This window comes from Metabacillus sp. B2-18, from assembly GCF_021117275.1.
Lineage (GTDB): Bacteria > Bacillota > Bacilli > Bacillales > Bacillaceae > Metabacillus.
The window spans coordinates 3,454,869-3,477,500 of record NZ_CP088245.1; the positions used below are offsets into that span (position 1 = coordinate 3,454,869).

The following is a 22,632-nucleotide window of genomic DNA, read 5'->3' on the forward strand; positions in this document are numbered from 1 at the left end:
TTATTCTATACAAATTTAAATGGATTTGTATCAACCTGAGATCCAAAGACCTTCACATCAAACTTTTCGTTCAAGCATAATTCTCCTAATTTTTTAGAAACTCCATCAATCATCACTTTTTCCACATGATGACCTGGATCTATAACATTTAAATCCATCATCATAGCATCATGGGCAACATGGAAGTAAAGATCTCCCGTAACATAAACATCTGCACCTTTAAATTTTGCCTGTTGGATATATTTATTACCATCTCCACCCAAAACGGCAACTTTTTTTATTTTCGCATCTGGTTTCCCTACCATTCTTACTCGTTCAACATGCAAAGAGCTTTTAACAAGTTCAGCAAACTCTTGAAGGGTTAGTTCCTTATTTAATTTCCCAATTCGCCCTAGGCCCAGAATTTCTCCCTTTTGTTCTACAGGATAAATATCATAAGCTACTTCCTCATAAGGATGTGATTTCAACATAGCTTGAATGACCTTTTTTTGTATTGACAGAGGGAAAATGGTTTCAATTCTGTGTTCGTCTACATACTCAAGTTTGCCCTTTTCGCCTATGAATGGATTTGCCTGATCTAGAGGCAAAAAGCTTCCCTCTCCTTTAGCTGAAAAAGAACAGTGACTATAGGCACCGATATGACCAGCTCCTGCACTTCCTAACGCATCTCTCACTACTTTTTCATGGGTACCAGGTACAAACACCACCAGCTTCTTTAATTGATCCTCATACGTAGGAACAAGCACTTCTAAATTGGTTAATTGCAATGCTTCTGCTAATAAATCATTAACCCCGCCAACTGCTACATCCAAATTAGTATGTGCAGCATACAACGCAATGTTGTGTTTGATACACTTTTCAAGCATTCTTCCATAAGTGGTTTCAGTTGATAGGGTTTTAATTGGTCTAAAAATCGGAGGATGATGAGCAATTATTAAATCAACATTTTGATCGATCGCTTCATCAATGACAGATTCAACTACATCTAATGTGATCATTACATTTTTGACTTTTTTGTTTAAACTACCAATTTGAAGCCCAATTTTATCTCCTTCAACAGCATATGCTTTTGGAGAGAATGCCTCAAATAATTGAATGACTTCATAACCATTTGGTATTTTAGTCATATGGTAAGAACCTCCTCCACCAGCTTCATTTGCTTTATTATTTCTTGATATTTCTCATTATTTTCATATGTATGTCCAGCTTCTTCAAGTTTCGCAATGATGGATTTCCAATGTTGATATTCCCCAGACCATTTTTTTTGAAACGTTTCTGATTTCTCCTTAGCTAAAATTGGTCCTAATAGCAGTCCTGCTTCATAAGAATAATGATTATATGGACGCTTTGCTTCACCTTTCTCCGCTATTAGTACTTCGTAAAGCTTTTCATCTTCCTCTAAAATTTCTTCTTCAATAAGCTCCCATCCGTTTTCTACTAACCACTCACGTATATAAATGGCATGAATGTTAGGCTGAAGGATTAAACGGGTAACATCTGTTAATTTTGATTTTCCTTCCTCTAATATCTTTTTAATTAGAGCACCACCCATTCCTGCAATGGTAATACAGTCAACAGGCTCACCGTCCTCTATTACTGAAAGTCCATCACCTTGTCTTACAGATATTACATTAGAAAGATTACATTTCATTACCTGATTTTTAGCAGATAAAAAAGGACCATCTGTAATTTCCCCGGCAATCGCAGCCTTAGCCTTTCCTTGTAAGATAGAGTAACAAGGTAAATAAGCATGATCCGAGCCTATATCAGCAAAGATCGCATCTTTTGGAACATAAGATGCAACTGTTTCAAGTCTTTTTGAAAGCTTTAATTCATTCATAAAGTTAGTCACCACAATTCGTTATTCTACATTTTCTTGGACATCATTAGCTTGTCCAAAAGCTCCTAATTAAAAGTATAAAAAAAGTCCTTCACAGATGCAAAGGACTTCTTTATTTGTAGGTTATTTAATTTGAGATACCCATTCAGCCATTTCGTCCAGCTTTTCATCTGGAACAAGACCAGCAGGCATAATTCCTCTACCTTCTTTAAGTGTTGTTTTAATATCATCTACACTTAGTTTCTCACCAACGCCTACAAGTGCAGGACCAGCTCCACCCTCATAGTTTTGTCCATGACATGAAATACAATTTTGTTGGTAAATTTCTTCCGGTGTAGCGTTTGCAACATCTTCGGTTTTTGGTTCTTCTTCTCCGCCACTAGCTAGTTCTTCATGATCGCCAATACCTTTAAAAGATAAAAGGAACATAAGGCCGATTCCTAGCACAGCAATTAATAAAAATGGAATAAGTGGATTGCGATTCATCATGTAACCTCCCTTATGTAAATAGTGAGCCTTTTCATCAGTGGCAACATATCATTGCCGTCTAATGATGAGTAGAATTATCGTCTGTCTTACGAGCAGTCCCCTCCGATAATTCTTTTATCTACTTTCATTTAGCTTTGTTATTTTGATGGATGATTTTCTTCTCCATGGGTGGTCGCTGCCCATTGGAATACTTTCGATCATCAACATATAGTCAAAATGAACAATATAGCTACATTTCATAGGGTTCTACTGCCCGGTACTGCTTGATAATCAACATAAGTACTATTTTTATAAACAATCTCTATTTTACTGTAATTTTTGAAATAGGAAAAGACCTATCTTTTAACATCTCCATGTTTTTCACACTTTAGACAAAAAACAGACAATAGTTATATGTAAGCGTAATTCTTTGTTGACATTATATCCAGTAAATACTTTCAAAATATAATACTTAACATAACGATGAAGAGGGCTATAATACCACTTACAAGCAGATAATAGATTCGAAATAACTTCCCAATTACAACCCAGAGCATACAATTACAAACAACTGTCAGTACAACCCAAAGCTCAGTCCCTTTCACAGCAAAATCTACAATTGTTATGGAACTAATTAATAGTTGCACAAGTGTGATTACTAACGGAATTTGAAATGCAGCTTTTTTTCTAATTACGTAAGCGGTAACAAGTCCAGAAGCTAAAACAAATATTCCTGCTGTAACTGTTTGCAAAACAAAAGACAATTCAGTAAAATAGGTGACAAGAAGAGTACAAAGAAGAAGAAAACTAAGAATACCAATTCCAATAAACGCCACATTAGGTCTCTTTGTTTTTTCTACTGGTTGTCCCTTTTCATCATGGGAGCCTTCTGTATAGAGGGCAAGTAAAAAATTACAGTAAGTGTCAGGAAGCAACTTACTTTCTTTCCAATATTTAATCTCGTTAACAATAATGTCTTTCTTTTCTCTATTCATGTAGTCATCCTTAAAAAGTTGTTTCCTTTATTTTAAAAAGGAAAACTGGACTTGTAAATGAAAAATTTAAAGATCCTTTTGCACAAGAAAAAAAGACGGACAATTGTGTCCGCCCCTTATCCTATTCTAAGAAATCCTTTAGACGTTTACTGCGGCTAGGATGACGTAACTTACGAAGCGCTTTTGCTTCTATTTGTCGAATACGCTCGCGTGTTACACCAAATACTTTTCCAACCTCTTCAAGAGTTCGTGTTCTTCCATCATCAAGACCAAAGCGCAGGCGCAATACGTTTTCTTCACGGTCTGTTAATGTATCTAACACATCTTCAAGTTGCTCTTTTAATAATTCATAAGCAGCATGTTCAGAAGGTGAGGTAGCATCCTGATCCTCGATGAAATCTCCTAAATGTGAATCATCTTCTTCACCGATTGGAGTTTCTAATGACACAGGCTCTTGAGCAATCTTCAGAATTTCTCTTACCTTATCAGGAGTTAGTTCCATATCTTCTCCAATTTCTTCTGGAGTTGGTTCTCTACCTAGATCCTGTAATAATTGACGTTGAACACGAATTAATTTATTAATTGTTTCAACCATATGAACCGGAATACGGATTGTTCGGGCTTGGTCTGCAATTGCACGTGTAATTGCTTGACGAATCCACCAAGTAGCATACGTACTAAATTTATAACCTTTTTCATAGTCGAATTTTTCGACAGCCTTCATTAACCCCATATTACCTTCTTGAATTAAATCTAAGAATAACATCCCACGACCAACATAGCGCTTAGCAATACTAACTACTAAACGAAGGTTAGCTTCAGCAAGTCTACGCTTTGCTTCTTCATCGCCTTCCTCAATACGCTTAGCTAAATTAATTTCTTCATTAGCTGATAATAAATCAACACGGCCAATTTCTTTCAGATACATTCTTACAGGGTCATTTATTTTAACTCCAGGTGGAACACTTAAGTCATTTAAATCAAATTCTTCTTCCTTAGCAAGATCTTGAATATTTGGATCAGCATCTTCACCTGCTTCACCAATTAGTTCAACACCTTGTTCACCAAGAAACTCATAATACTCATCCATTTGGTCTGATTCGATTTCAAAGTTAGACATACGTTCTGCAATTTCTTCATACGTCAAAACTCCACGTTTTTTCCCAATTTCAGTTAACTGATCTTTCACCTGTTCAAAGGTTACTTCTGTTTCATGGGTTTGTTTATCAGCCATAGGATCCCCTCCTTCCAGACTTACCATCGTAAGAAAAGCATTTGGATTACTGTTTTTTTGTTAGTATTCCTATATTTAAGATGATTTGGACTTTAATGAACCACATCATCAATTGCTTACTTATTATGATTTTAGAGCTTGTTTTAATTGAATAATTTCCATTGCAATTTGAGCTGCTTCTGTAAATTGCTTGTTTCGTTCAGCTTCATTTTTTTCAACTTCTTTTTCTTTTATCATTAACATTTTTTGATGATTCAACACCTGTTTTATATAATCTGATAACTCCTGTTCACTTACTTCAGAGTTTAAGGTGATCATCGCAATGTTGGATACGGTATGTTGTAATTCAGGATTTGGTAATCTAGAAAGAAAAGAACTTACATTTTCTTCATTTCCTTCCTCATAAAAACCATATAAATAAGTAACAATTGCCTTGTGTTCTTCAATATTAAACTGAAGACCAAGCCGATCTAGTACCTTTTCAGCAATATCTTTACTTCTTAGCATATGTGCTATCAACAATCTTTCAGCCGTATGAAATGCTGGTAATAACCGTTTAGATTGAATAGGCACTCTTTTGGGCTGCTGCTGAGACATTTTGTTTTGCTGCTGCAGAGGCTGCTGCTTACTTATTTGTTTTTCCTTTTGAAATGTTTGCTCCTTCAATACATCCATTGATAAATCAAATTCCGAGGATAATTGTTTTAAGTAAATTTCTTTTTCAACAGCATTCTCTATTCTAGATAGTTCGGAAAGAACAGAATCTATATACTGAAGTCTTTCCCCCTCATTATGAAGATTTTTGCCTCTTCGATAATAAGTCATCTTAAACGTCATAATCGGTACACTTGCCCCTATTACATCATGTTTAAACTTCTCTTCTCCGAACTTTTTGATGTAGTCATCAGGGTCCATACCATCTGGAATCATCGCAACTTTTATGTTACATCCTGCTGCCTTTAATATCTTAGAGGCTCTCATTGTTGCCTCAATTCCAGCAGAATCAGAATCATAACATATTATAACTTCAGACACATTTCTTCGTATGATTTTTGCCTGTTCTTCTGTTAGAGATGTTCCCATCGTTGCAATGGCCTGTTGTACTCCAGCACGTGTTGATGAAATAACATCTGCAAATCCTTCAAATAGGACAACTTGTTGATTTTTACGAATATGTAATCTTGCACGGTGAAAATTATAAAGCAGCTTGCTTTTATTAAAAATTTTCGTCTCTGGGCTATTTAAGTATTTTGGTTTTTCGTCACCAAGCACTCTTCCGGAAAAGGCAATTGTATTACCATGATGATCCATAATCGGGAACATGATTCGATTCCTAAAACGATCAAAGAATTCGTTGTCAGAGTTGTTTTTTTTAACAAGTAACCCTGCTTCCTCCATTAATGATAGGTCAAACCCTCTTTTATCTAAGAACTTTGATATAAAATCCCAAGAATCTAAAGAATAACCAATTTCAAATGCATCGATTGTTTCTTTTGTAAATCCTCTGTTCAGTAAGTAATCTAAAGCAGGTTGACCTTCCTTTGTATTTACTAACAAATGGTGGTAAAATTTCTTTAACAGCTCATGTGCTTCGACCATTTTGTCTGTACTTTTCGAAGCAACTTTCCCTTGATTTTGATCAACTGGCGAAATGGAAGGCAAATCGATTCCAGCCTTGTCTGCTAAATGCTGTGCTGCTTCTATAAATGTATATCCCTCATGTTGCATAAGAAAAGAATAGACATTACCTCCAGCACCACATCCAAAGCAATGGAATATTTGCTTATCAGCTGAAACAGAGAACGAAGGTGACTTTTCACCATGAAATGGACATAACCCAAAATAGTTCCGTCCTTGTTTCTTCAATTGAACATATTCACTTATCACATCAACAATGTCAGAAGTTCTTTGTATTTTTTCGAGTAATTCCTCGGGAATTCGATTTCCCATGCTAACAACTCCGTATTACAGATATTCGATATTTATTCAAGTTCTCCTGCATGTTTCGACAAAATTTTTTCTAAATTTGTGATAAAATTTAAAGTATCATCATCTGTAAACTTTTTTGGACCTTTCGTATATTTGCCACTTTTTCTTTCCACAGCAGACAAATATCGAAATTGAAGAGCTGTATCAATATTAGCTTCAGTATATCGTTTTCCCCTTGGGGTAATAAAAATAACATCTTTTCTTATTAATAAGCCCGCTAACCCAATGTCTTGCGAAATAACAATGTCGTTTTTATTGACGTGGTTTATTATGTATAAATCAGCTTCTTCTTTACCCGTGTCAACAAAAACCCATTCCATAAGTATTACCTGTTGTATGGTTATAAGAAGCAACAAATATGACATGAATGTTATACTTTCCCGCAAGATCCATAATTTCCACTTTAACTGGACATGCATCAGCATCTACATAATTTTTTTTATTTTTTTCGTCATATTTCTCTATTCTACATCACTCCGAAAATTCCTTCTTATTTCACACCTTTGATCGTTTACTATTCAAGAGAACTTTCTAAAATTCCTTTTGTCGAAAATTTTTTTATATAATATCTTGACAGTTTACAATTAATAGTTTATTCCCATATGTCAAGTTCTAAACCTAAAAAAAGTATTTTTTATCACAATTTTTTATTATAATACAAAGGTTCATAAATTTCTATTGTTTTTTTGTCGTAATCAATCGTAAAATATCACCATTTGACAAATGAAACCAAGAACACGAAGGAAAAGGATGACTATTACAGCCACCCCTTGGAATTTATTCCCTTTCCTAATCTTTAATTTTGGTTATTCATAAAGTTAGCAATAATATTTGCTGTTTCCTCAACCGCCTTATTTGATACATCCACAACCTTACAGCCTATTTTGTCTACCACTTTATCAAAATAATTCAATTCCTCTTTAATGCGATCGATATTTGCATAAAAGGCCTCATCATTTAAGCCTAATGATTTTAACCTTTCTTTACGGATATTGTTTAATTTCTCCGGCATGATACGCAATCCGATACATTTTTGTGCTGAGACCTTATAAAGCTCTTCAGGTGGCTCTACTTCTGGAACAATCGGTACATTTGCCACTTTGAACCGCTTATGAGCTAAATACTGAGAAAGTGGAGTTTTAGAAGTCCTTGACACACCTATTAAAACAATATCAGCCTTTAGTATTCCTCTTGGGTCACGGCCATCATCGTATTTAACAGCAAATTCAATAGCTTCAACCTTTTTAAAATAATCATCGTCTAACTTTCGTACTCTTCCTGGCTCATATTTTGCAGTTATCCCATAAGAAGTTTCCATCTTATCAATAAGGGGACCAATGATGTCATAATAAACAACACCTTGTCTTGTTGCTTCTTCAATGAGAAATTCTCTTAATTCTGGTACAACTAATGTGAAGCACACAATAGCTTTTTCCTGCTTTGCCAACGAAAGAACCTCAATAATTGTTCCTCTATCCTCAACGTAGGGAATTCTTTTGATTTTCGTATTTGCTGATGCTCCATTAAATTGACTTGCCGCTGCCTTAACTACTAGTTCAGCAGTTTCACCTACAGAGTCCGAAACTACATAAATCAATTGATAACTCATATTCTATTCCCCATTTCAACAGTTAGCTATATATTATTCATTAAGAAAGCTAACAAGTATTTTCGTCATATTTGTTTTCGTAATTCTCCCAATAACTTCAAGACCTTGCTCTGTATCTTTTACAACTGGTAAACCGTCAATTTGTTTTTCTATGAGAACTTGAGCTACGTCTATAATATAATCTTCAGGCCTACAAACAGTTATATTTGGCATTCGTGTCATGATAATGTTTACCGGGATCGTCGTAAGTTCCTGCTTTCCAATGCTTGTTCGAAGTAAATCCTTTCGAGAAAGAACTCCTATTAAGTGCGATTGTTCATCAACTACAAATAGTGTTCCAACATCTTCTAGGAACATCATACAAATGGCATCATAAACAGAAACATTAACATTTACAACAATTGGAATGGACTGATAGTCTTTAACTTGAAGACCCTTTAGCTCTTCCATAATCAAATGGGTATTTGTTTTACCTGTGAAATAATATCCTACACGTGGTCGTGCCTCTAGATATCCAGCCATTGTCAAAATAGCTAGATCCGGACGAAGAGTAGCTCTCGTTAAGTTCAATTGATCAGCAATTTGTTCACCTGTAATTGGACCATTAGCTTTAACGATTTCAACAATTTGTTCTTGCCTTTTATTTAATTCTATAAGACTCACCGCCTTACTATTAGATATGTATTATTTCATTATGGCTTTTCCAAACATTTTGCAAGGTTGCTCATTTCCGCTAAATCAACCTTATACAGCGGTTCAAAGAACCTCTTAATAAGAACAATCTATATGAGATCTTAATTAATATAATAACATTAAACCTCATGTGTATAACACATTAAAAAATCAAATAAAACTTCAAATGGATTTATCCATATGTCGATTATATACTATCTACCTATAATGAAAAGATATTGTTTCCGCTTTAATACCTTTGTATCTAAAGAAAAAGGGCTGACAAAGTTAAGTCAGTCCCTTCATATTTGATCATTACTTTACTAAAATGACATTCATTTTTGCAAAGGATTCTATTAATTGAGATAGTTTGACCATTTGAGCCAGACGATTCGCCTTTACATTTTCATCATCTGACATTACCATTGTATGATCAAAATAATCAATAATTACCGGTTTCAATTCTGCTAAAATACCATAATTTTCTCGGATCTTTTCTACAGTTTTAAAGTTGTTTAACTGTTCAACCGCTTGAAGATATGCCTTATAAAGTGATCTCTCATGTTCACTTTCAAATAACTCTTCGTTAATATCTAAGTTATTCCCTTTTTTAGCAATATTCATCACACGAGCCAGTGCTTCAACAGTTTCTTTAAATTCAGGTTCAACCGAAGCCTCTTGAAGAACTTTAGCACGTGCAACAAGTGAATTTACTTCAAGTATAGATGATTCTAAAACTGCATCGTTTAAGTCATAACGAATGTTTTCTTCAGCTAAACGATATTTTAATCTTAGTCTAAAGAATGATTGTAATTCTTCTTTCGCTTCAGTAGAACCTTTATCACCATAAAAAGATAGTGCTAGCTCAAATAACTCCGGCAAAGCAATTGTCCATTGCTTCGATAAAAGAATTTGAATAATTCCGCTTGCCTGCCTTCTTAAAGCATACGGGTCCTGTGACCCGGTTGGGATTTTGCCAATGGAGAAAAATCCAACAATTGTGTCTAATTTGTCTGCTAATGCAACAATTGCCCCAACATTTGAAGCAGGTGCTGCATCCTCAGCGTGCCTCGGCATATAGTGTTCGTTAATAGCTCTAGATACTTCTTCCGTTTCACCGCTTAGTCTCGCATACTTTTCACCAATTTTCCCTTGAAGCTCAGGGAACTCATATACCATATGTGTAACCAAGTCAAACTTACAAATAGACGCAGCTCTTTCCACGTCTTGCTTTTCATTTGAAGGTACTTGAAGTAGGTCTGCTAATTTGCCAGAAAGGCTTACAATTCGTTTCACCTTTTCTCCTAAAGTTCCTAACTCCTCATGGAAAACAATTTTATCAAGTTTTTTTACGGCATCCCCAATATTGAGTTTCTGATCTTCTTTATAGAAGAAATTTGCATCAGAAAGGCGCGCACGTAACACTTTTTCATTACCTCTTGCAACATTTTCAAGATGGTTTTGATCACCGTTTCTTACCGTAATAAAATAAGGCTGTAATTCTCCGGCTTTGCTTCTTACCGGGAAATAACGCTGATGCTCCTTCATCGTTGTAACCAACACTTCATCTGGTAACGATAAATATTCTTGTTCAAACTTACCAAACAAAGCGGTTGGGTATTCAACAAGATTGTTTACTTCCTCTAACAGGTCCTCATCAACCGGGATGACCCAGTTATGTTCTTGTTCGAGATCTGATAGCTGCTGACTTATTGCTTCTTTTCTTTTTACAGGATTTGCAATGACGAATTGTTCTAGTAATACTGTTTCATACAATGAAGGCATCGCAATTTCAACTTTCTCTCCTAGAAAACGATGACCATATGTATATGAATCTGTTTTTACCCCAGTAATTTCAAAAGGAATCACTTCTTGTCCAAATAAGGCTACAAGCCATTTAATTGGTCGGATATATCGTAATTCCTGGCTTCCCCAACGCATGTTTTTTGGGAATGTTAATCCCGTTATTAATTGTTTAGCCTCTGTTAATAATGTTTTTGCTTCTATTCCTTTTGTAAATTTTTGAACGTGAACATATTCAACGCCATTAATTTCCTTAAAGTAGATATCCTCAATAGAAGCACCTTGTCCTTTTGTAAAGCCTATTGCAGCTTTTGACCAGTTGCCATTCTCATCAAGAGCAATCTTTTTAGCAGGTCCTTTTGCTTCTTCTTCAATATCTGGCTGTTTTTCTAGCACATCTTTTATTAATACAGCTATACGACGGGGAGTGGAATACGTTCTCACTTCGCCATGTGATAATTGTTTTTCATCAAGCCATTTTGTTAATTTGTCTGCAAATTGATTCATTGCATCTGTCACATAATGTGCAGGCACTTCTTCTAAACCAATCTCTAATAATAAATCTTTCTTACTCATGATTTACTCCTCCTTCCTGTTGTAACATAGGGAAGCCTAATTTTTCGCGTTCTTCATAAAATGTTTTTGCGACTTTTCTAGCTAAGTTTCTTACACGGCCGATATAGCCTGTTCGCTCAGTAACAGAGATCGCTCCTTTTGCATCTAAAAGATTAAATGTATGAGAGCATTTTAAAACATAATCATATGCAGGATGGACAAGACCCTCATCCATCTGTCTCATCGCTTCTTTTTCATAGGTAGAGAACAGATGAAAAAGCATATCCGTATCAGATGTTTCAAAGGTATATTTTGAATGCTCATACTCAGGCATTAAAAAGATATCGCGCACTGTGTATCCATCCGTCCACTCTAAGTCAAATACATTTTCTTTATCTTGAATATAAGATGCCAGCCTTTCAATACCATACGTAATTTCAGCTGAAACTGGCTTACATTCTAACCCGCCAACTTGCTGGAAATAAGTAAATTGAGTGATTTCCATTCCATCTAACCATACTTCCCAACCTAAACCAGCACATCCAAGTGAAGGGTTTTCCCAGTTATCCTCAACAAAGCGAATATCATGCTCTAATGGATTAATTCCTAATGCACGTAACGAATCAAGGTAAAGCTCTTGAATATTGTCTGGTGAAGGCTTCATTATCACTTGAAATTGATGGTGTTGATAAAGTCTGTTAGGGTTTTCCCCATAACGTCCATCAGCGGGTCTTCTAGATGGTTCAACATAAGCCACCTTCCATGGCTCTGGTCCAATACTTCTTAAGAACGTATAAGGACTCATAGTACCTGCACCTTTCTCAGTATCATATGCTTGCATAAGCACACAGCCTTGATCAGACCAATGCTTTTGCAATGTTAGAATCATATTTTGAATATTCATCTTCATAAACCTCCATTATTTTTTAAAAAACAAGTTTTTGCTCTAGGGTTAAACGGCCTGGCTTATGTGATGTTTCTATTAAATACTAGAAGTACACCAGTTTTGGTAACACTCTTTAAAATTAAAAAAGCTCCCGTCCCTATGTCAAACTAATGACATAGGGACGGGAGCTAGCCCGCGGTTCCACCCTAATTGCTTATATGTATAAGCCACTTTAAATTAGTATGCTCCAGAATGCCTTTCATTACGGATCAATCCTTAGCTTTCACCATCCTAAGGTCGCTATCATTGAGGTTTCGTAATTACTTCTTTCCTTCAACGCAACAATTGTTAAATTATATTTGCATCTTAATTGAAAATTGTTCTAATGTCAACAACGTCCTTCTATAACTTTCCCTTTAAAGAATCCATTTGATCTAAAAAACGCTTTGATTTAATTGTAAGACCTGTATATTCCTGATAATAGGAGTTGATGACCATTTTCAATTCATTCTTCGTCTCCTGTTTAACAGAAATATTTCCTAATCGGTTTAAATCAAAATAATAAAATAGACGGAGGAGCTTTACTGTCATCGGTGATATCTGTAATCGATAAGGATCATTTTCAAAACATCGATGACATAAAAAACCTCCCTCACGTATGGAAAAATGAAATGTTCCATCTTTTTGACCACAAATAGAACAAGCATTAAGCTGCGGTTGCAACCCTAACACTGGCAACATCTTCATTTCAAAAATATGAATCAGAATATCCGGGTCTACATCTTCATCTAGAAATTGAAGGGTTTGTTTTAATAATTCAAACAAAAAAGGGTTTCTGTCTAGATTATCAGTACTTTTGTCTAGTAACTCAGCTAGGTATGAAGCATATGCTGTTAAAAAAATATCTTCTCGAATACTTCTAAATGACAAAATTGTTTCTCCCTGCTGCAAACCACCTAAACCACTGGATTTTTGAAACAAAAACGTCCCATACGTAAAAAGTTGGGTAATTGACGTAAGGCGACTATTAGGTTTCTTAGCGCCCCTTGCCATAACCCCAACTTTTCCAAGTTCTCTCGTATATAATGTTATTATTTTGTTTGTTTCACCGTAATCGGTAGAACGTATAACAATTCCTTCACATTTTTGAAGCAAATTTCCCCTCACCTTTCAAAGGTTCAGGCAAGATCAGGAAATTGGAAAATCTAGTTCAGCTAGTTCATCATCTTGAGAATCGGGTCCTTCATCATTCTCCTTTTCTAACTCTTTAAAAAGAAGATACGTATCAATACTACCTGTTTGCGAAAAAACCTTCCAGGTAAAATCCAACATATAAACCCCACCTTTCAGTTGTTAAGACTAGCAAGCAATAAATCCAATTTCTTTATAGTTATCTTGACCTTATTTTCTTCATTTCATGTTAAACAATTTTTACTAATGCTTTTCATGAATACGATTATTTTTTTGTTATTGTTTCATCCTAAACGCTTTAGTATTCATCTTCTCTAAATCCATAATCACGAAGCTGTGAAGCTTTATTTCGCCAATCTTTTTGCACTTTTACCCAAAGCTCTAAAAACACTTTAGATCCTAACAATGCTTCAATATCGACTCGTGCTCTTTGACCTACTTCTTTTAGCATGCTCCCACGTTTACCAATTACAATACCTTTTTGCGAATCACGCTCGACAATTATCGTTGCACCAACATATATTGCAGCATTGTTTTCACGGCGCTCAAGTGTATCCATTACCACTGCAATGGAATGTGGAATTTCTTCTCTTGTTAAATGTAAAACCTTTTCTCGTATTAGCTCTGTAATAATAAATCGTTCCGGGTGATCTGTCACTTGGTCTTCCGGGTAGTATTGCGGCCCTTCCGGTAGGACAGCTTCGATCTGTTGCAGTAACGTATCAATATTGTTTCCCTGCAGTGCTGAAATGGGAACAATTTCTTTAAAAGGATATAACTCTTTATATTTTTCAATGAGAGGCAGCAGTTGATCAGGATGGATTTGATCTATTTTGTTAATAATTAGAAAAACAGGTGTGTTTGTTTGCTTTAACTTCTCAATGATGAATTCATCACCACGTCCATACCCTTCTTCTGCATTAATCATAAATAAAATTAAATCAACCTCTTTTAACGTGTTTTGTGCTACTTTCATCATAAAATCGCCAAGCTTATGTTTTGGCTTATGAATTCCTGGGGTGTCAATAAAAATTGTTTGAGAATGATTCGTTGTATAAACCCCTTGAATTTTATTACGAGTTGTTTGCGGCTTATCACTCATAATAGCAATTTTTTGACCAATCACCCTGTTGATAAAAGTAGATTTTCCTACGTTTGGTCTTCCTATTATTGATACAAATCCTGATTTGAAAGATTGATTATGATTCATGTAAATCCTCCGCCGAAAAAGCTCCTGGTAGTAATTCACTAACTGTAAGTTCTGAAACATCACCTTGGAGGTTCGTTAATACAACCTTCATATCTTTTGGACAAAGCTCAGCAATAACTTGACGACAAGCACCACAAGGTGGAACAGGTCTAACGGTATCTGCTGCAACAGCTATAGCTGTATATTCTTTGTCACCTTCTGAATATGCTTTGAATATTGCTGTTCTCTCAGCACAATTACACATGCTGTAAGCAGCATTTTCAATATTACAGCCTTTATAAACTTTTCCATCCTTTGTTAATAAAGCTGCACCTACTTTAAACTTTGAGTAGGGAGTATAAGCCATTTCCCTTGCTGCTTTCGCTTCTTCGATGAGTTGTTCAATGTTCACTAAATCTTTCTTCCTTTCTCTAAGAGAATGACTAATTCTCTCTTTTATTTTACCTAATTTCCGGTTAAATTTCACGCCTAATTCAAACTTTGTAATTTAATTGTAAGAATTTTCGGACAGTGTATTTAATACACTAAAAGGTTTGTCTTTAAAGATAAAAATCTTTTTTCAGTGAAAGAGGCCTGATTTAAAATGGGTAAGCTATCTCGCTTCGACAGCTCATAGCTATAAAAATAATTTAAGATGACTCCATATAATAATTACACCAATTATAACCGAAAGAAACGCATATACCAAAACCGCTCCAGCCGCAGCATCTTTTGCTGCTTTTGCAAGCGGATGATAATCTGGTGTAATTAAATCTACAACATGCTCTAAAGCGGTATTGATCAATTCTAACGAAAGCATACCACCGAGCAAAAACAAGAGAAGGACCCATTCAAATGTTGTAAACCCAAGAATCATTCCCACTATCAGCATGATGAAGGAGATAGAAACATGGATTTGAAAATTCCTCTCGGATTTAAAGGTTTGAGTAATACCGGACCAGGCATATATAAAGCTTTTAAAAAAACGCTTCCATTCAGATAGTTTCGGATCTTTTAAGTCCATATTGATTTAAAATATCCTTTTGTTTAGTAAACATCTCTTTTTCATCAGCTTCTGTCATATGATCATAACCTAAAAGATGAAGAAAACCATGTACGGCTAAAAACCCCAGCTCCCTCATAAATGAATGACCATATTCCTGAGCCTGTTCTTTGGCACGAGGAATCGATATAATGATATCTCCAAGCATTCTAGGCTGATCTATACCTACAATTTCAACCTCGCCTTCTCCCATCTCTTCTAAAGCAAATGAAATAACATCTGTAGGTTGATCTTTGTCTCGATATTCCCGGTTTACTTCTTGTATACGTTCATTTGTAACGAATGTGACTGAGATCTCAGCACCTTCTGTTATACCTTCTTGTTCAGCAGCAAACTGCAGGAGTTCTTCAACTGTATGTATTTCCTTTTCAGTTAATTCATTTGTTTCATCATGACTATCGATAGATAATCTCATTCTTTCTTCACCTTCTGTTTTTTTGTTAGTTCAGGGTACTCAATTCTAGAATGGAAAATTCCTTTTAATGACTCACAAAAAGACTTAGCAATAATATCCAGTTCCTTTAATGTTATATCACATTCATCTAACTGATTATCTTGTAATCGATCAGAAATTATTGACCTGACCAGCTTTTCAATCTTTTCAGGAGTAGGGTTTGACATAGAGCGTACTGCAGCTTCTACACTATCCGCAATCGAGATAATCGCAATTTCTTTTGTTTGTGGCTTTGGACCTGGGTAACGGAACTCCTCCTCATAGATGGAATCATTCGTTTGCTTAGCCTGATGATAAAAATACTTTAAAAGTGTTGTCCCATGGTGCTGTTCAGCTATGTCAACAAATTCCTTTGGCATTTTATGCTTTCTTAACATTTCCACGCCATCTGTAACATGGGAAATGATGATATTTTTACTAAGTTGTGCAGATAGCTTATTATGTGGATTTTCAATATTCATCTGATTTTCAATAAAATACTGTGGACGTTTTGTTTTTCCAATATCATGATAATAAGCAGCCACCCTTGCAAGAAGTCCATTTGCACCAATAGCTTCACAAGCAGATTCTGATAAATTAGCAACCATAACACTATGATGATATGTTCCTGGGGTCTCCGTTAAAATTTTCCTTAGTAAAGGGTGATTAGGATTGGCCAACTCAATTAGCTTCATCGTTGATAGTATGCCAAAACCTGTTTCAAAAAATGGCATAAAACCTATCGTCAATACCGAAGACACAAGACCTGACGCACATGCCATTACAAAATACGAGGATATTTCCATATTAGAATATCCACCATTACGAATAAGCATAATGGCTGTAAGAGCTAGCACATTGATTCCAGCAACAAATAAACCTGCCTGTAAGATTTTTGAACGCAGGTTATGTTCACCTAAAAACAACACCCCTGCAAGACAGCCAAAAAGATAATAAATTCCGATAGAAAAGTTAAAATTGCCTGTTATTCCTTCATTAAATATAACACTTCCACAAACAGCAAAGATCATACTAGTTAAAATGGCTAATCGTTCATTTAATAATAATTTAACCAGCATCACTCCCATTGCAACCGGAACGATATAACCAATATGTGTATAATCAATCTTTTGAAATAAGCTGACAATTTTCATTAATAAAATCGTAATAGCAAAGATTAAACAATATAATAACAAAGAATTGTTTTTTCTTGAAATCGGACTGTCTTTCTTTTCGAAAAAATAAACAACCGCAGCCAAAATTAGTAGAATAAATAAACCGAGTCCCAAAAATGGTTTAAAAGATTGATGATCATCTAATAAACCAACAAGGCCAAGTTTTCGATAAACTTCACGGTTAATGAGTTCATCTTCTTCTACTAAAATTTGCCCTTGTTTTATTTGCGCTTCTTTTACACTATCTACAGCTAACTGTCTTTGTTCTTCTGTTGCTTCAAGGTCAAACACATAGTTTGGCGTGATTGCAAATCTAGCAAGAGTTGTGGCTGATTCAGAAACTTCTGGTCGCAACGATGTATATTGGAGCTCATCCTCGACCTGCTTTTTTGCTTCTGTTAATTGAACAATAGGTATTTCTTTGCTCATTATATTATTCACAGCTGTTACAACAGCATCTTTCGCTAACTCAAGTTCATCTTCAGATGTTTCAACTAATGATACAAATGTGTTAGCCGGAATTTTCTTGTTAATCGATTCTGTTAATTTCCCTCTAATTTTCTCAACTTTCTCATTTGACGTTGTAGTTGAAGCACCCTCTTCATTGCCTTTTTCTTCTTCTTTTCTAACTTCTATTACAGTGTCAAAGATAGACGAAACAAGATCTACTTGCTTTTCTGAGATTTCCTTTTTTAAAACATACTGATCCTCTACTGAATCATATGCTTCCTGTTGTTTTCTTTCTGTCTCAACTTTATCTTCCACCGTTGTAGGAGCATAAATTGTCTGGTCTGAAACAGTAAAGAGCTCAATATCCAGCGTTTCGGGCTTTACATTACTATACAGAGCAACAAATAAGATAACGGCTAATATGCTGTACAAAAAAATATGTAGAAACTTGTAACTATTTAACTTATCTACCACTTTGTTCGTTCTTTTATTTTCCTTTGAATTGGCATTTTTTTTCTTCATGATTGGCACCACCCTCTAACAACCTTCCAAAGAAAAGCCGCTATAAACAATTCTCTACTACCATTATTCATTTTTATCGAAAAATGTTCAACTGTTAAGACAAAATATGACAAAAAAAGAACAAAAGTGCAAGCACTTTCATAAACAATACCTTAAAAAGGATAAAGGCGAAAGTGCCTTATGAATTAATAACTTATTCAATTAACTGATGCACAAATCTTAATCCTTACTTCAAAGAAAAATGACCCGATTAAGGGTGCTCGGGTCATTTTTCTTATTTTGAATTTTCATCATATGCCGAGATAATTTTAGCTACAAGTGGATGTCGAACAACGTCTGACTGCTCAAGAATCACAAATGATAATCCACTAACATTTGTGAGAATATCTTTTGCGGTAGCCAAGCCTGATTTGACTCCTTTTGGAAGGTCCACTTGAGTAATATCACCAGTTATAACCATTTTGGAGCCAAATCCCAGTCTTGTTAGGAACATTTTCATTTGCTCTGGCGTAGTGTTCTGTGCTTCGTCTAAAATGACGAAAGCATCATCCAATGTTCTACCTCTCATATATGCCAAGGGTGCAATTTCAATTGTCCCACGCTCAATCAGCCTTTGGGTATGCTCCATTCCCAATACATCATGAAGAGCATCATATAATGGTCTTAAATAAGGATCAACTTTTTCCTTTAAGTCTCCCGGTAGAAATCCTAAACTTTCTCCGGCTTCCACAGCTGGTCTTGTTAAAATAATGCGTTTAACAGAGCCAAGTTTTAATGCATTAACGGCCATTACTACAGCTAGATACGTTTTTCCCGTTCCTGCAGGGCCAATTCCAAAAACTAAATCCTTTTTTTGAATAGCAGAAATATATTGACGCTGACCTAAGGTTTTTACGCGTATAGACTTTCCTTTAGCCGTTTTTCCAATTTCCTGCATATAAAGATTTTCCAGCTGATCTAACTTTTGTTCTTTCGCCATATTAATGGCATAAATAATGTCTCTTTCACTTATGTTAATACCTTTTCTAATAATGAGAAGCAGTGATTTAAGAAGTTCATCGACGAGTTTAACATTCTCCGCACTTCCTGAAACATAAACTCCTTCTCCTCTTGTTACAATCGAAACATTTAAACCTTCTTCGATTCGTTTTAAGTGAAGATCATGGTTACCAAATAGAGCAATTGCTTCGTTTGGATTTTCTACTTGTTGATTCATTGTCACTAATTCTTCTGGCATTCTTTAATCTCCCTGAACAATTGGTGTGGTTTTTACAATATTTTCTATCGCTTGATAAAGAACTGTCAACTTAACTTTACCATTCTCATTCGATTGGTGCAAAACTTTTTCACCTATGACCTTTTCTTCTTCATCCAATTTGTCTTCAATATCTTTACGTCCTCTATCTAATGCAGCTTCTTTTGCTTGTTCAATACTATATTCTCTTTTTATCTGTTCCTTTTCACGATATGTTTCATTCACATAGGCAATAGGAAGTGTAAACTTTAAAAATTTGACATGATAAACATCATCTTCAACTTCAAAAGATTCAAATTTACTAGCTCCAAATCCCCATATTGGAATTCTAAATGAACCAAATTGAAGATAATGTTTAACTTTAGCTTCCCCAGTTAACACATCAAAAGTCGTTTTTAATGGAATTGTTATTGAAGATTTATACCAAGTTTCCCCGAATATCTCAGCCTTAGCAGCAACTTTCTTCTGTTCATCTTCTTTACCAATCAAACCGGATACCAATACCTGTCCCTTTGAAACATGTTCATTTAAGGTTGTTAGCGGTTGACCTTGTTCAACGAACATCTTTTTAATAACAGCTTCCTTCTGTGCCACAATATGTCTTGGACTTACTAACTCTTCTTCCTCAGGCTGATTTTTTTCTACAACTTTTAGATGATAGGTTGTACCTGTTAACTCTACTCCAACCCATGTAATTTGTTGTATATTATCTGTTAAAGTCTTTTGAATATCATCTGGATTTTCAACCAAGAATTGGAACTTTCCGGTTTTAACTCCGATACTAGATAATTCTTTTTTTATTAAGTGTTCTGTTTCAGGTGATGCACCTTCGACCTTTATTCCCCAAATCATATTAGATAAAACAAAAATGACCAGTAAAAATGCAAGTAATCCTAAAACAAAACCATTATTTTTCCATGACTTTTTAACGAAAAAAGGAAAGCCCAGCCTCTTTTCAAACCTACATTTACATTCATTTTTCTTTACAACAGCTCGTAAAGCATGTACATCTTGAAGGCGTATAAAAAAACTTAAACTTTCTGACTCATATCGTTTAACATTCCACACCACAATATTGTTTCGGATACAATCGTTTAAAAACCGCTCTGTACCTCTTCCACTAATACTCACTTTCACTACACCAAACAAATAACTCGTCCATTGATTCTTCATACTCATCCCCCTGTTTAAGAAACACATCAATAAAAAAGAGATATATACTTGTCTGCCGTGTTGCTGAAACACAGCAGACAACTAGACAAATTCACTTAGATATTCCTTATGATTACATGAAGTTCTTTTCCAATTACGAACGATAGGAGTAAAAACATTTAAGACTCATCAAGGTATGAAACTTGGCTTATCTTACCTTCTAATAAAATTTCTTCCGGAAGTATTGTTTTTATGACAAAGGCTTCACCTTTAATTAAAAGCTGACCTTGCTTTAGTAATAGGCGAAGCTCAGTATCAGTAAATGTAAGGAGTCCTCGATGATTCTCTATGTAAATATGCAGCTGTCCGACCATCGTAATTCTAGGAAGATCCATCATGACATCCGGCGGGAGTTCAATGTTATTTGTTATCCATCTCGTTAATTGCTGGCGCCATTTTTTTGCCATAAAAAAAGACCCCCTTTCATCTCATATGTATGAGAGAAACCGGAGTCTTATAACACGTTTATTTGTTAAGTTACAATCGTCTTTTATTTTGGGTGTAATGTGGATTTTTTGAACGAGGTGGCCCTAGAATTTCACTCCAGATAACACCTTGAGCAGCACTTTGTTGATCAACAATAAGCTGATTACGATTTACATTTCGGTTAACTTTTGGTAACTTCTCCTCTTTTAAGGCTTGAGGTTTACCAAGACGCTCTTTTACAGTATTTACCCTATCATCTTTAACAGGATTGCGTTTCATCTTCTCATAAGCCTCTTGTACGGTTTGAAGAGGTGGCCTGTTTTCTTCTCTTGGTTTTGTTTCTACAGTTGTCATAACCGGTTTCGGGACAGGCCTCGGATTTGGTCTAGAGCTAGTCCTTGGATTCGGTCTTGGATTTGGCCTTGGACTTGGCCTAGAATCTTGCCTAGTATCCTGCGGAGAAACCGTTTGTTTAGTTGGTTGTTTTTGATTCGTTTCATCTTCTTTTGTCTTAGAAGTGAAAACGCGAGAGAAGAGCCATGCTAAAGCCGCCCAGACAAGAGGGTTTGTGAAAATTTCTGTTATATCCACTCTTTACTCCCTCCTTTTTAATGAGGAATAGGGATTGAGTACTCAATCCCTTTTATTGATAACGCTTCTTAGTATTGATCTGAATCATTATGATCTTTATTTGTTTTTCCAATTGAATCTCTCATGTCTGTATCTGCGGATATATTTTTAATATTCATATAATCCATAACACCAATATTACCTGAACGAAGAGCCTCAGACATAGCTAGCGGAACTTTCGCTTCTGCTTCCACAACCTTAGCTTTCATTTCCTGAACACGTGCAAGCATTTCTTGTTCTTGTGCAACAGCCATTGCTCTTCGTTCTTCTGCCTTTGCCTGAGCAATCTTTTTATCTGCTTCAGCTTGCTCTGTTTGTAATTCTGCACCAATATTTTTACCGATATCAACATCCGCAATATCAATCGAGAGAATTTCAAAGGCTGTACCTGAGTCAAGTCCTTTTCCTAAAACAGTTTGGGAAATCAAATCAGGGTTTTCAAGTACTTTCTTGTGATTATCTGATGAACCAATTGTACTTACAATCCCTTCACCAACACGGGCAATAATCGTGTCTTCACCAGCACCACCGACAAGTCGTTCAATATTTGCTCTAACAGTGATTCTAGCTTTAGCTTTTACTTCAATACCATCCATCGCAACACCAGCAATAAACGGTGTTTCAATCACTTTTGGGTTTACACTCATTTGTACAGCTTCTAGTACGTCACGACCGGCTAGATCGATTGCAGCACATCGTTCAAAAGTTAATTCGATGTTTGCACGTTCTGCGGCAATTAAAGCATTAACAACTCGGTCAACATTACCACCTGCTAAATAGTGGCTTTCTAGTTGGTTAGTTGTCACATCAAGACCTGCTTTATATGCTTTGATCAATGGGTTAACAACTCTACTTGGAATGACACGACGTAACCTCATTCCGATTAGCGTAAAAATACTTATCCTTACACCAGCTGCTAAGGCAGAAATCCATAGGGCAATCGGTACAAATGTAAAGAAAACACCTAAAACGATTAGCCCCAATATGATAAGTCCAATTAATAAGATTGCAGAAGCATCCATTTTGTTATTCCTC

At 35.5% G+C, this 22,632-nt stretch carries 22 protein-coding genes, 1 pseudogene and 1 other annotated feature; all 23 genes and pseudogenes read right to left on the reverse strand.

Features of this window, described 5'->3' with window-relative positions; genetic code table 11:
• Nucleotides 1–5 precede the first annotated feature (5 nt).
• The 23 genes and pseudogenes from LPC09_RS17615 to floA all read right to left on the reverse strand — a co-directional run bounded on the left by LPC09_RS17615 (nucleotide 6) and on the right by floA (nucleotide 22,619).
• Nucleotides 6–1,127, reverse strand: coding sequence for a Nif3-like dinuclear metal center hexameric protein (locus tag LPC09_RS17615; RefSeq protein ID WP_098797477.1), 1,122 nt, complete (start codon nucleotides 1,125–1,127; stop codon nucleotides 6–8).
• Nucleotides 1,124–1,840 carry a tRNA (adenine(22)-N(1))-methyltransferase gene (locus LPC09_RS17620; protein WP_098797478.1) on the reverse strand — a complete coding sequence of 239 codons (717 nt, stop codon included), beginning with the start codon at nucleotides 1,838–1,840 and terminating at the stop codon, nucleotides 1,124–1,126. The genes LPC09_RS17615 and LPC09_RS17620 overlap by 4 nt, the downstream gene beginning before the upstream one ends.
• Nucleotides 1,841–1,963: 123 nt before the next feature.
• Nucleotides 1,964–2,326, reverse strand: a complete 363-nt coding sequence (cccA, locus tag LPC09_RS17625) for a cytochrome c550 (RefSeq protein WP_098797479.1) — start codon at nucleotides 2,324–2,326, stop codon at nucleotides 1,964–1,966.
• 440 nt (nucleotides 2,327–2,766) lie between these two features.
• Nucleotides 2,767–3,303 (reverse strand): hypothetical protein, encoded by a 537-nt coding sequence (locus tag LPC09_RS17630; protein ID WP_098797480.1) that lies wholly within the window; start codon nucleotides 3,301–3,303, stop codon nucleotides 2,767–2,769.
• A gap of 121 nt (nucleotides 3,304–3,424) precedes the next feature.
• Nucleotides 3,425–4,537 carry an RNA polymerase sigma factor RpoD gene (gene rpoD / locus LPC09_RS17635; RefSeq protein WP_098797481.1) on the reverse strand — a complete coding sequence of 371 codons (1,113 nt, stop codon included), beginning with the start codon at nucleotides 4,535–4,537 and terminating at the stop codon, nucleotides 3,425–3,427.
• 123 nt (nucleotides 4,538–4,660) lie between these two features.
• Nucleotides 4,661–6,487 carry a DNA primase gene (gene dnaG / locus LPC09_RS17640; RefSeq protein WP_098797482.1) on the reverse strand — a complete coding sequence of 609 codons (1,827 nt, stop codon included), beginning with the start codon at nucleotides 6,485–6,487 and terminating at the stop codon, nucleotides 4,661–4,663.
• A 32-nt stretch (nucleotides 6,488–6,519) separates the two neighbouring features.
• Nucleotides 6,520–6,919, reverse strand: a pseudogene (locus tag LPC09_RS17645) (YaiI/YqxD family protein).
• 403 nt (nucleotides 6,920–7,322) lie between these two features.
• The gene (locus tag LPC09_RS17650; RefSeq protein ID WP_098797483.1) at nucleotides 7,323–8,135 is read right to left on the reverse strand and encodes a pyruvate, water dikinase regulatory protein; all 813 of its coding nucleotides are present in this window, start codon (nucleotides 8,133–8,135) and stop codon (nucleotides 7,323–7,325) included.
• 33 nt (nucleotides 8,136–8,168) lie between these two features.
• Nucleotides 8,169–8,798 (reverse strand): transcriptional regulator CcpN, encoded by a 630-nt coding sequence (locus LPC09_RS17655; protein ID WP_098797484.1) that lies wholly within the window; start codon nucleotides 8,796–8,798, stop codon nucleotides 8,169–8,171.
• 324 nt (nucleotides 8,799–9,122) lie between these two features.
• Nucleotides 9,123–11,186, reverse strand: coding sequence for a glycine--tRNA ligase subunit beta (gene glyS, locus LPC09_RS17660; RefSeq protein WP_098797485.1), 2,064 nt, complete (start codon nucleotides 11,184–11,186; stop codon nucleotides 9,123–9,125).
• Entirely contained in the window at nucleotides 11,179–12,069 is an 891-nt protein-coding gene (gene glyQ / locus LPC09_RS17665) for a glycine--tRNA ligase subunit alpha (protein WP_098797486.1), read from the reverse strand. The genes glyS and glyQ overlap by 8 nt, the downstream gene beginning before the upstream one ends.
• A gap of 156 nt (nucleotides 12,070–12,225) precedes the next feature.
• Nucleotides 12,226–12,397 (reverse strand) — a binding site (T-box leader).
• A 56-nt stretch (nucleotides 12,398–12,453) separates the two neighbouring features.
• Entirely contained in the window at nucleotides 12,454–13,206 is a 753-nt protein-coding gene (gene recO, locus LPC09_RS17670; RefSeq protein WP_098797487.1) for a DNA repair protein RecO, read from the reverse strand.
• A 33-nt stretch (nucleotides 13,207–13,239) separates the two neighbouring features.
• Nucleotides 13,240–13,383: a YqzL family protein gene (locus LPC09_RS17675; protein ID WP_098797488.1), complete on the reverse strand. Its 144-nt coding sequence runs from the start codon at nucleotides 13,381–13,383 to the stop codon at nucleotides 13,240–13,242.
• 157 nt (nucleotides 13,384–13,540) lie between these two features.
• The gene (gene era, locus LPC09_RS17680; protein ID WP_098797489.1) at nucleotides 13,541–14,452 is read right to left on the reverse strand and encodes a GTPase Era; all 912 of its coding nucleotides are present in this window, start codon (nucleotides 14,450–14,452) and stop codon (nucleotides 13,541–13,543) included.
• Nucleotides 14,442–14,879 (reverse strand): cytidine deaminase, encoded by a 438-nt coding sequence (locus tag LPC09_RS17685; protein WP_098797532.1) that lies wholly within the window; start codon nucleotides 14,877–14,879, stop codon nucleotides 14,442–14,444. The genes era and LPC09_RS17685 overlap by 11 nt, the downstream gene beginning before the upstream one ends.
• Before the next feature lie 189 nt (nucleotides 14,880–15,068).
• Nucleotides 15,069–15,455, reverse strand: a complete 387-nt coding sequence (locus tag LPC09_RS17690; protein ID WP_098797490.1) for a diacylglycerol kinase — start codon at nucleotides 15,453–15,455, stop codon at nucleotides 15,069–15,071.
• On the reverse strand, nucleotides 15,427–15,909 hold the full coding sequence (ybeY, locus tag LPC09_RS17695) for an rRNA maturation RNase YbeY (protein ID WP_098797491.1): 483 nt from the start codon (nucleotides 15,907–15,909) through the stop codon (nucleotides 15,427–15,429). Before ybeY ends, LPC09_RS17690 begins: the two co-directional genes overlap by 29 nt.
• Nucleotides 15,906–18,074 (reverse strand): HD family phosphohydrolase, encoded by a 2,169-nt coding sequence (locus LPC09_RS17700; protein ID WP_098797492.1) that lies wholly within the window; start codon nucleotides 18,072–18,074, stop codon nucleotides 15,906–15,908. The genes ybeY and LPC09_RS17700 overlap by 4 nt, the downstream gene beginning before the upstream one ends.
• Nucleotides 18,075–18,348: 274 nt before the next feature.
• Nucleotides 18,349–19,311 carry a PhoH family protein gene (locus LPC09_RS17705; protein ID WP_098797493.1) on the reverse strand — a complete coding sequence of 321 codons (963 nt, stop codon included), beginning with the start codon at nucleotides 19,309–19,311 and terminating at the stop codon, nucleotides 18,349–18,351.
• Nucleotides 19,312–19,314: 3 nt separating this feature from the next.
• Complete coding sequence (yqfD, locus tag LPC09_RS17710; protein WP_231307904.1) at nucleotides 19,315–20,502, reverse strand: sporulation protein YqfD; 1,188 nt, start codon at nucleotides 20,500–20,502, stop codon at nucleotides 19,315–19,317.
• Between the two features lie 158 nt (nucleotides 20,503–20,660).
• Complete coding sequence (yqfC, locus tag LPC09_RS17715) at nucleotides 20,661–20,948, reverse strand: sporulation protein YqfC (RefSeq protein ID WP_098797495.1); 288 nt, start codon at nucleotides 20,946–20,948, stop codon at nucleotides 20,661–20,663.
• A 70-nt stretch (nucleotides 20,949–21,018) separates the two neighbouring features.
• Complete coding sequence (locus LPC09_RS17720) at nucleotides 21,019–21,558, reverse strand: hypothetical protein (protein WP_098797496.1); 540 nt, start codon at nucleotides 21,556–21,558, stop codon at nucleotides 21,019–21,021.
• Nucleotides 21,559–21,626: 68 nt separating this feature from the next.
• Nucleotides 21,627–22,619: a flotillin-like protein FloA gene (gene floA, locus LPC09_RS17725; protein ID WP_098797497.1), complete on the reverse strand. Its 993-nt coding sequence runs from the start codon at nucleotides 22,617–22,619 to the stop codon at nucleotides 21,627–21,629.
• Nucleotides 22,620–22,632: the final 13 nt, after the last annotated feature.

Coding starts and splice junctions, on each gene's coding strand:
- glyQ (WP_098797486.1), bottom strand. CDS start 12,069: ATGAATATTCAAAATATGATTCTAACATTGCAAAAGCATTGGTCTGAT.
- glyS (WP_098797485.1), bottom strand. CDS start 11,186: ATGAGTAAGAAAGATTTATTATTAGAGATTGGTTTAGAAGAAGTGCCT.
- rpoD (WP_098797481.1), bottom strand. CDS start 4,537: ATGGCTGATAAACAAACCCATGAAACAGAAGTAACCTTTGAACAGGTG.
- yqfC (WP_098797495.1), bottom strand. CDS start 20,948: ATGGCAAAAAAATGGCGCCAGCAATTAACGAGATGGATAACAAATAAC.
- cccA (WP_098797479.1), bottom strand. CDS start 2,326: ATGAATCGCAATCCACTTATTCCATTTTTATTAATTGCTGTGCTAGGA.
- yqfD (WP_231307904.1), bottom strand. CDS start 20,502: ATGAAGAATCAATGGACGAGTTATTTGTTTGGTGTAGTGAAAGTGAGT.
- LPC09_RS17620 (WP_098797478.1), bottom strand. CDS start 1,840: ATGAATGAATTAAAGCTTTCAAAAAGACTTGAAACAGTTGCATCTTAT.
- ybeY (WP_098797491.1), bottom strand. CDS start 15,909: ATGAGATTATCTATCGATAGTCATGATGAAACAAATGAATTAACTGAA.
- LPC09_RS17615 (WP_098797477.1), bottom strand. CDS start 1,127: ATGACTAAAATACCAAATGGTTATGAAGTCATTCAATTATTTGAGGCA.
- era (WP_098797489.1), bottom strand. CDS start 14,452: ATGAATCATAATCAATCTTTCAAATCAGGATTTGTATCAATAATAGGA.
- dnaG (WP_098797482.1), bottom strand. CDS start 6,487: ATGGGAAATCGAATTCCCGAGGAATTACTCGAAAAAATACAAAGAACT.
- LPC09_RS17700 (WP_098797492.1), bottom strand. CDS start 18,074: ATGAAGAAAAAAAATGCCAATTCAAAGGAAAATAAAAGAACGAACAAA.
- floA (WP_098797497.1), bottom strand. CDS start 22,619: ATGGATGCTTCTGCAATCTTATTAATTGGACTTATCATATTGGGGCTA.
- LPC09_RS17690 (WP_098797490.1), bottom strand. CDS start 15,455: ATGGACTTAAAAGATCCGAAACTATCTGAATGGAAGCGTTTTTTTAAA.
- LPC09_RS17705 (WP_098797493.1), bottom strand. CDS start 19,311: ATGCCAGAAGAATTAGTGACAATGAATCAACAAGTAGAAAATCCAAAC.
- LPC09_RS17650 (WP_098797483.1), bottom strand. CDS start 8,135: ATGAGTTATCAATTGATTTATGTAGTTTCGGACTCTGTAGGTGAAACT.
- LPC09_RS17630 (WP_098797480.1), bottom strand. CDS start 3,303: ATGAATAGAGAAAAGAAAGACATTATTGTTAACGAGATTAAATATTGG.
- LPC09_RS17675 (WP_098797488.1), bottom strand. CDS start 13,383: ATGTTGGATTTTACCTGGAAGGTTTTTTCGCAAACAGGTAGTATTGAT.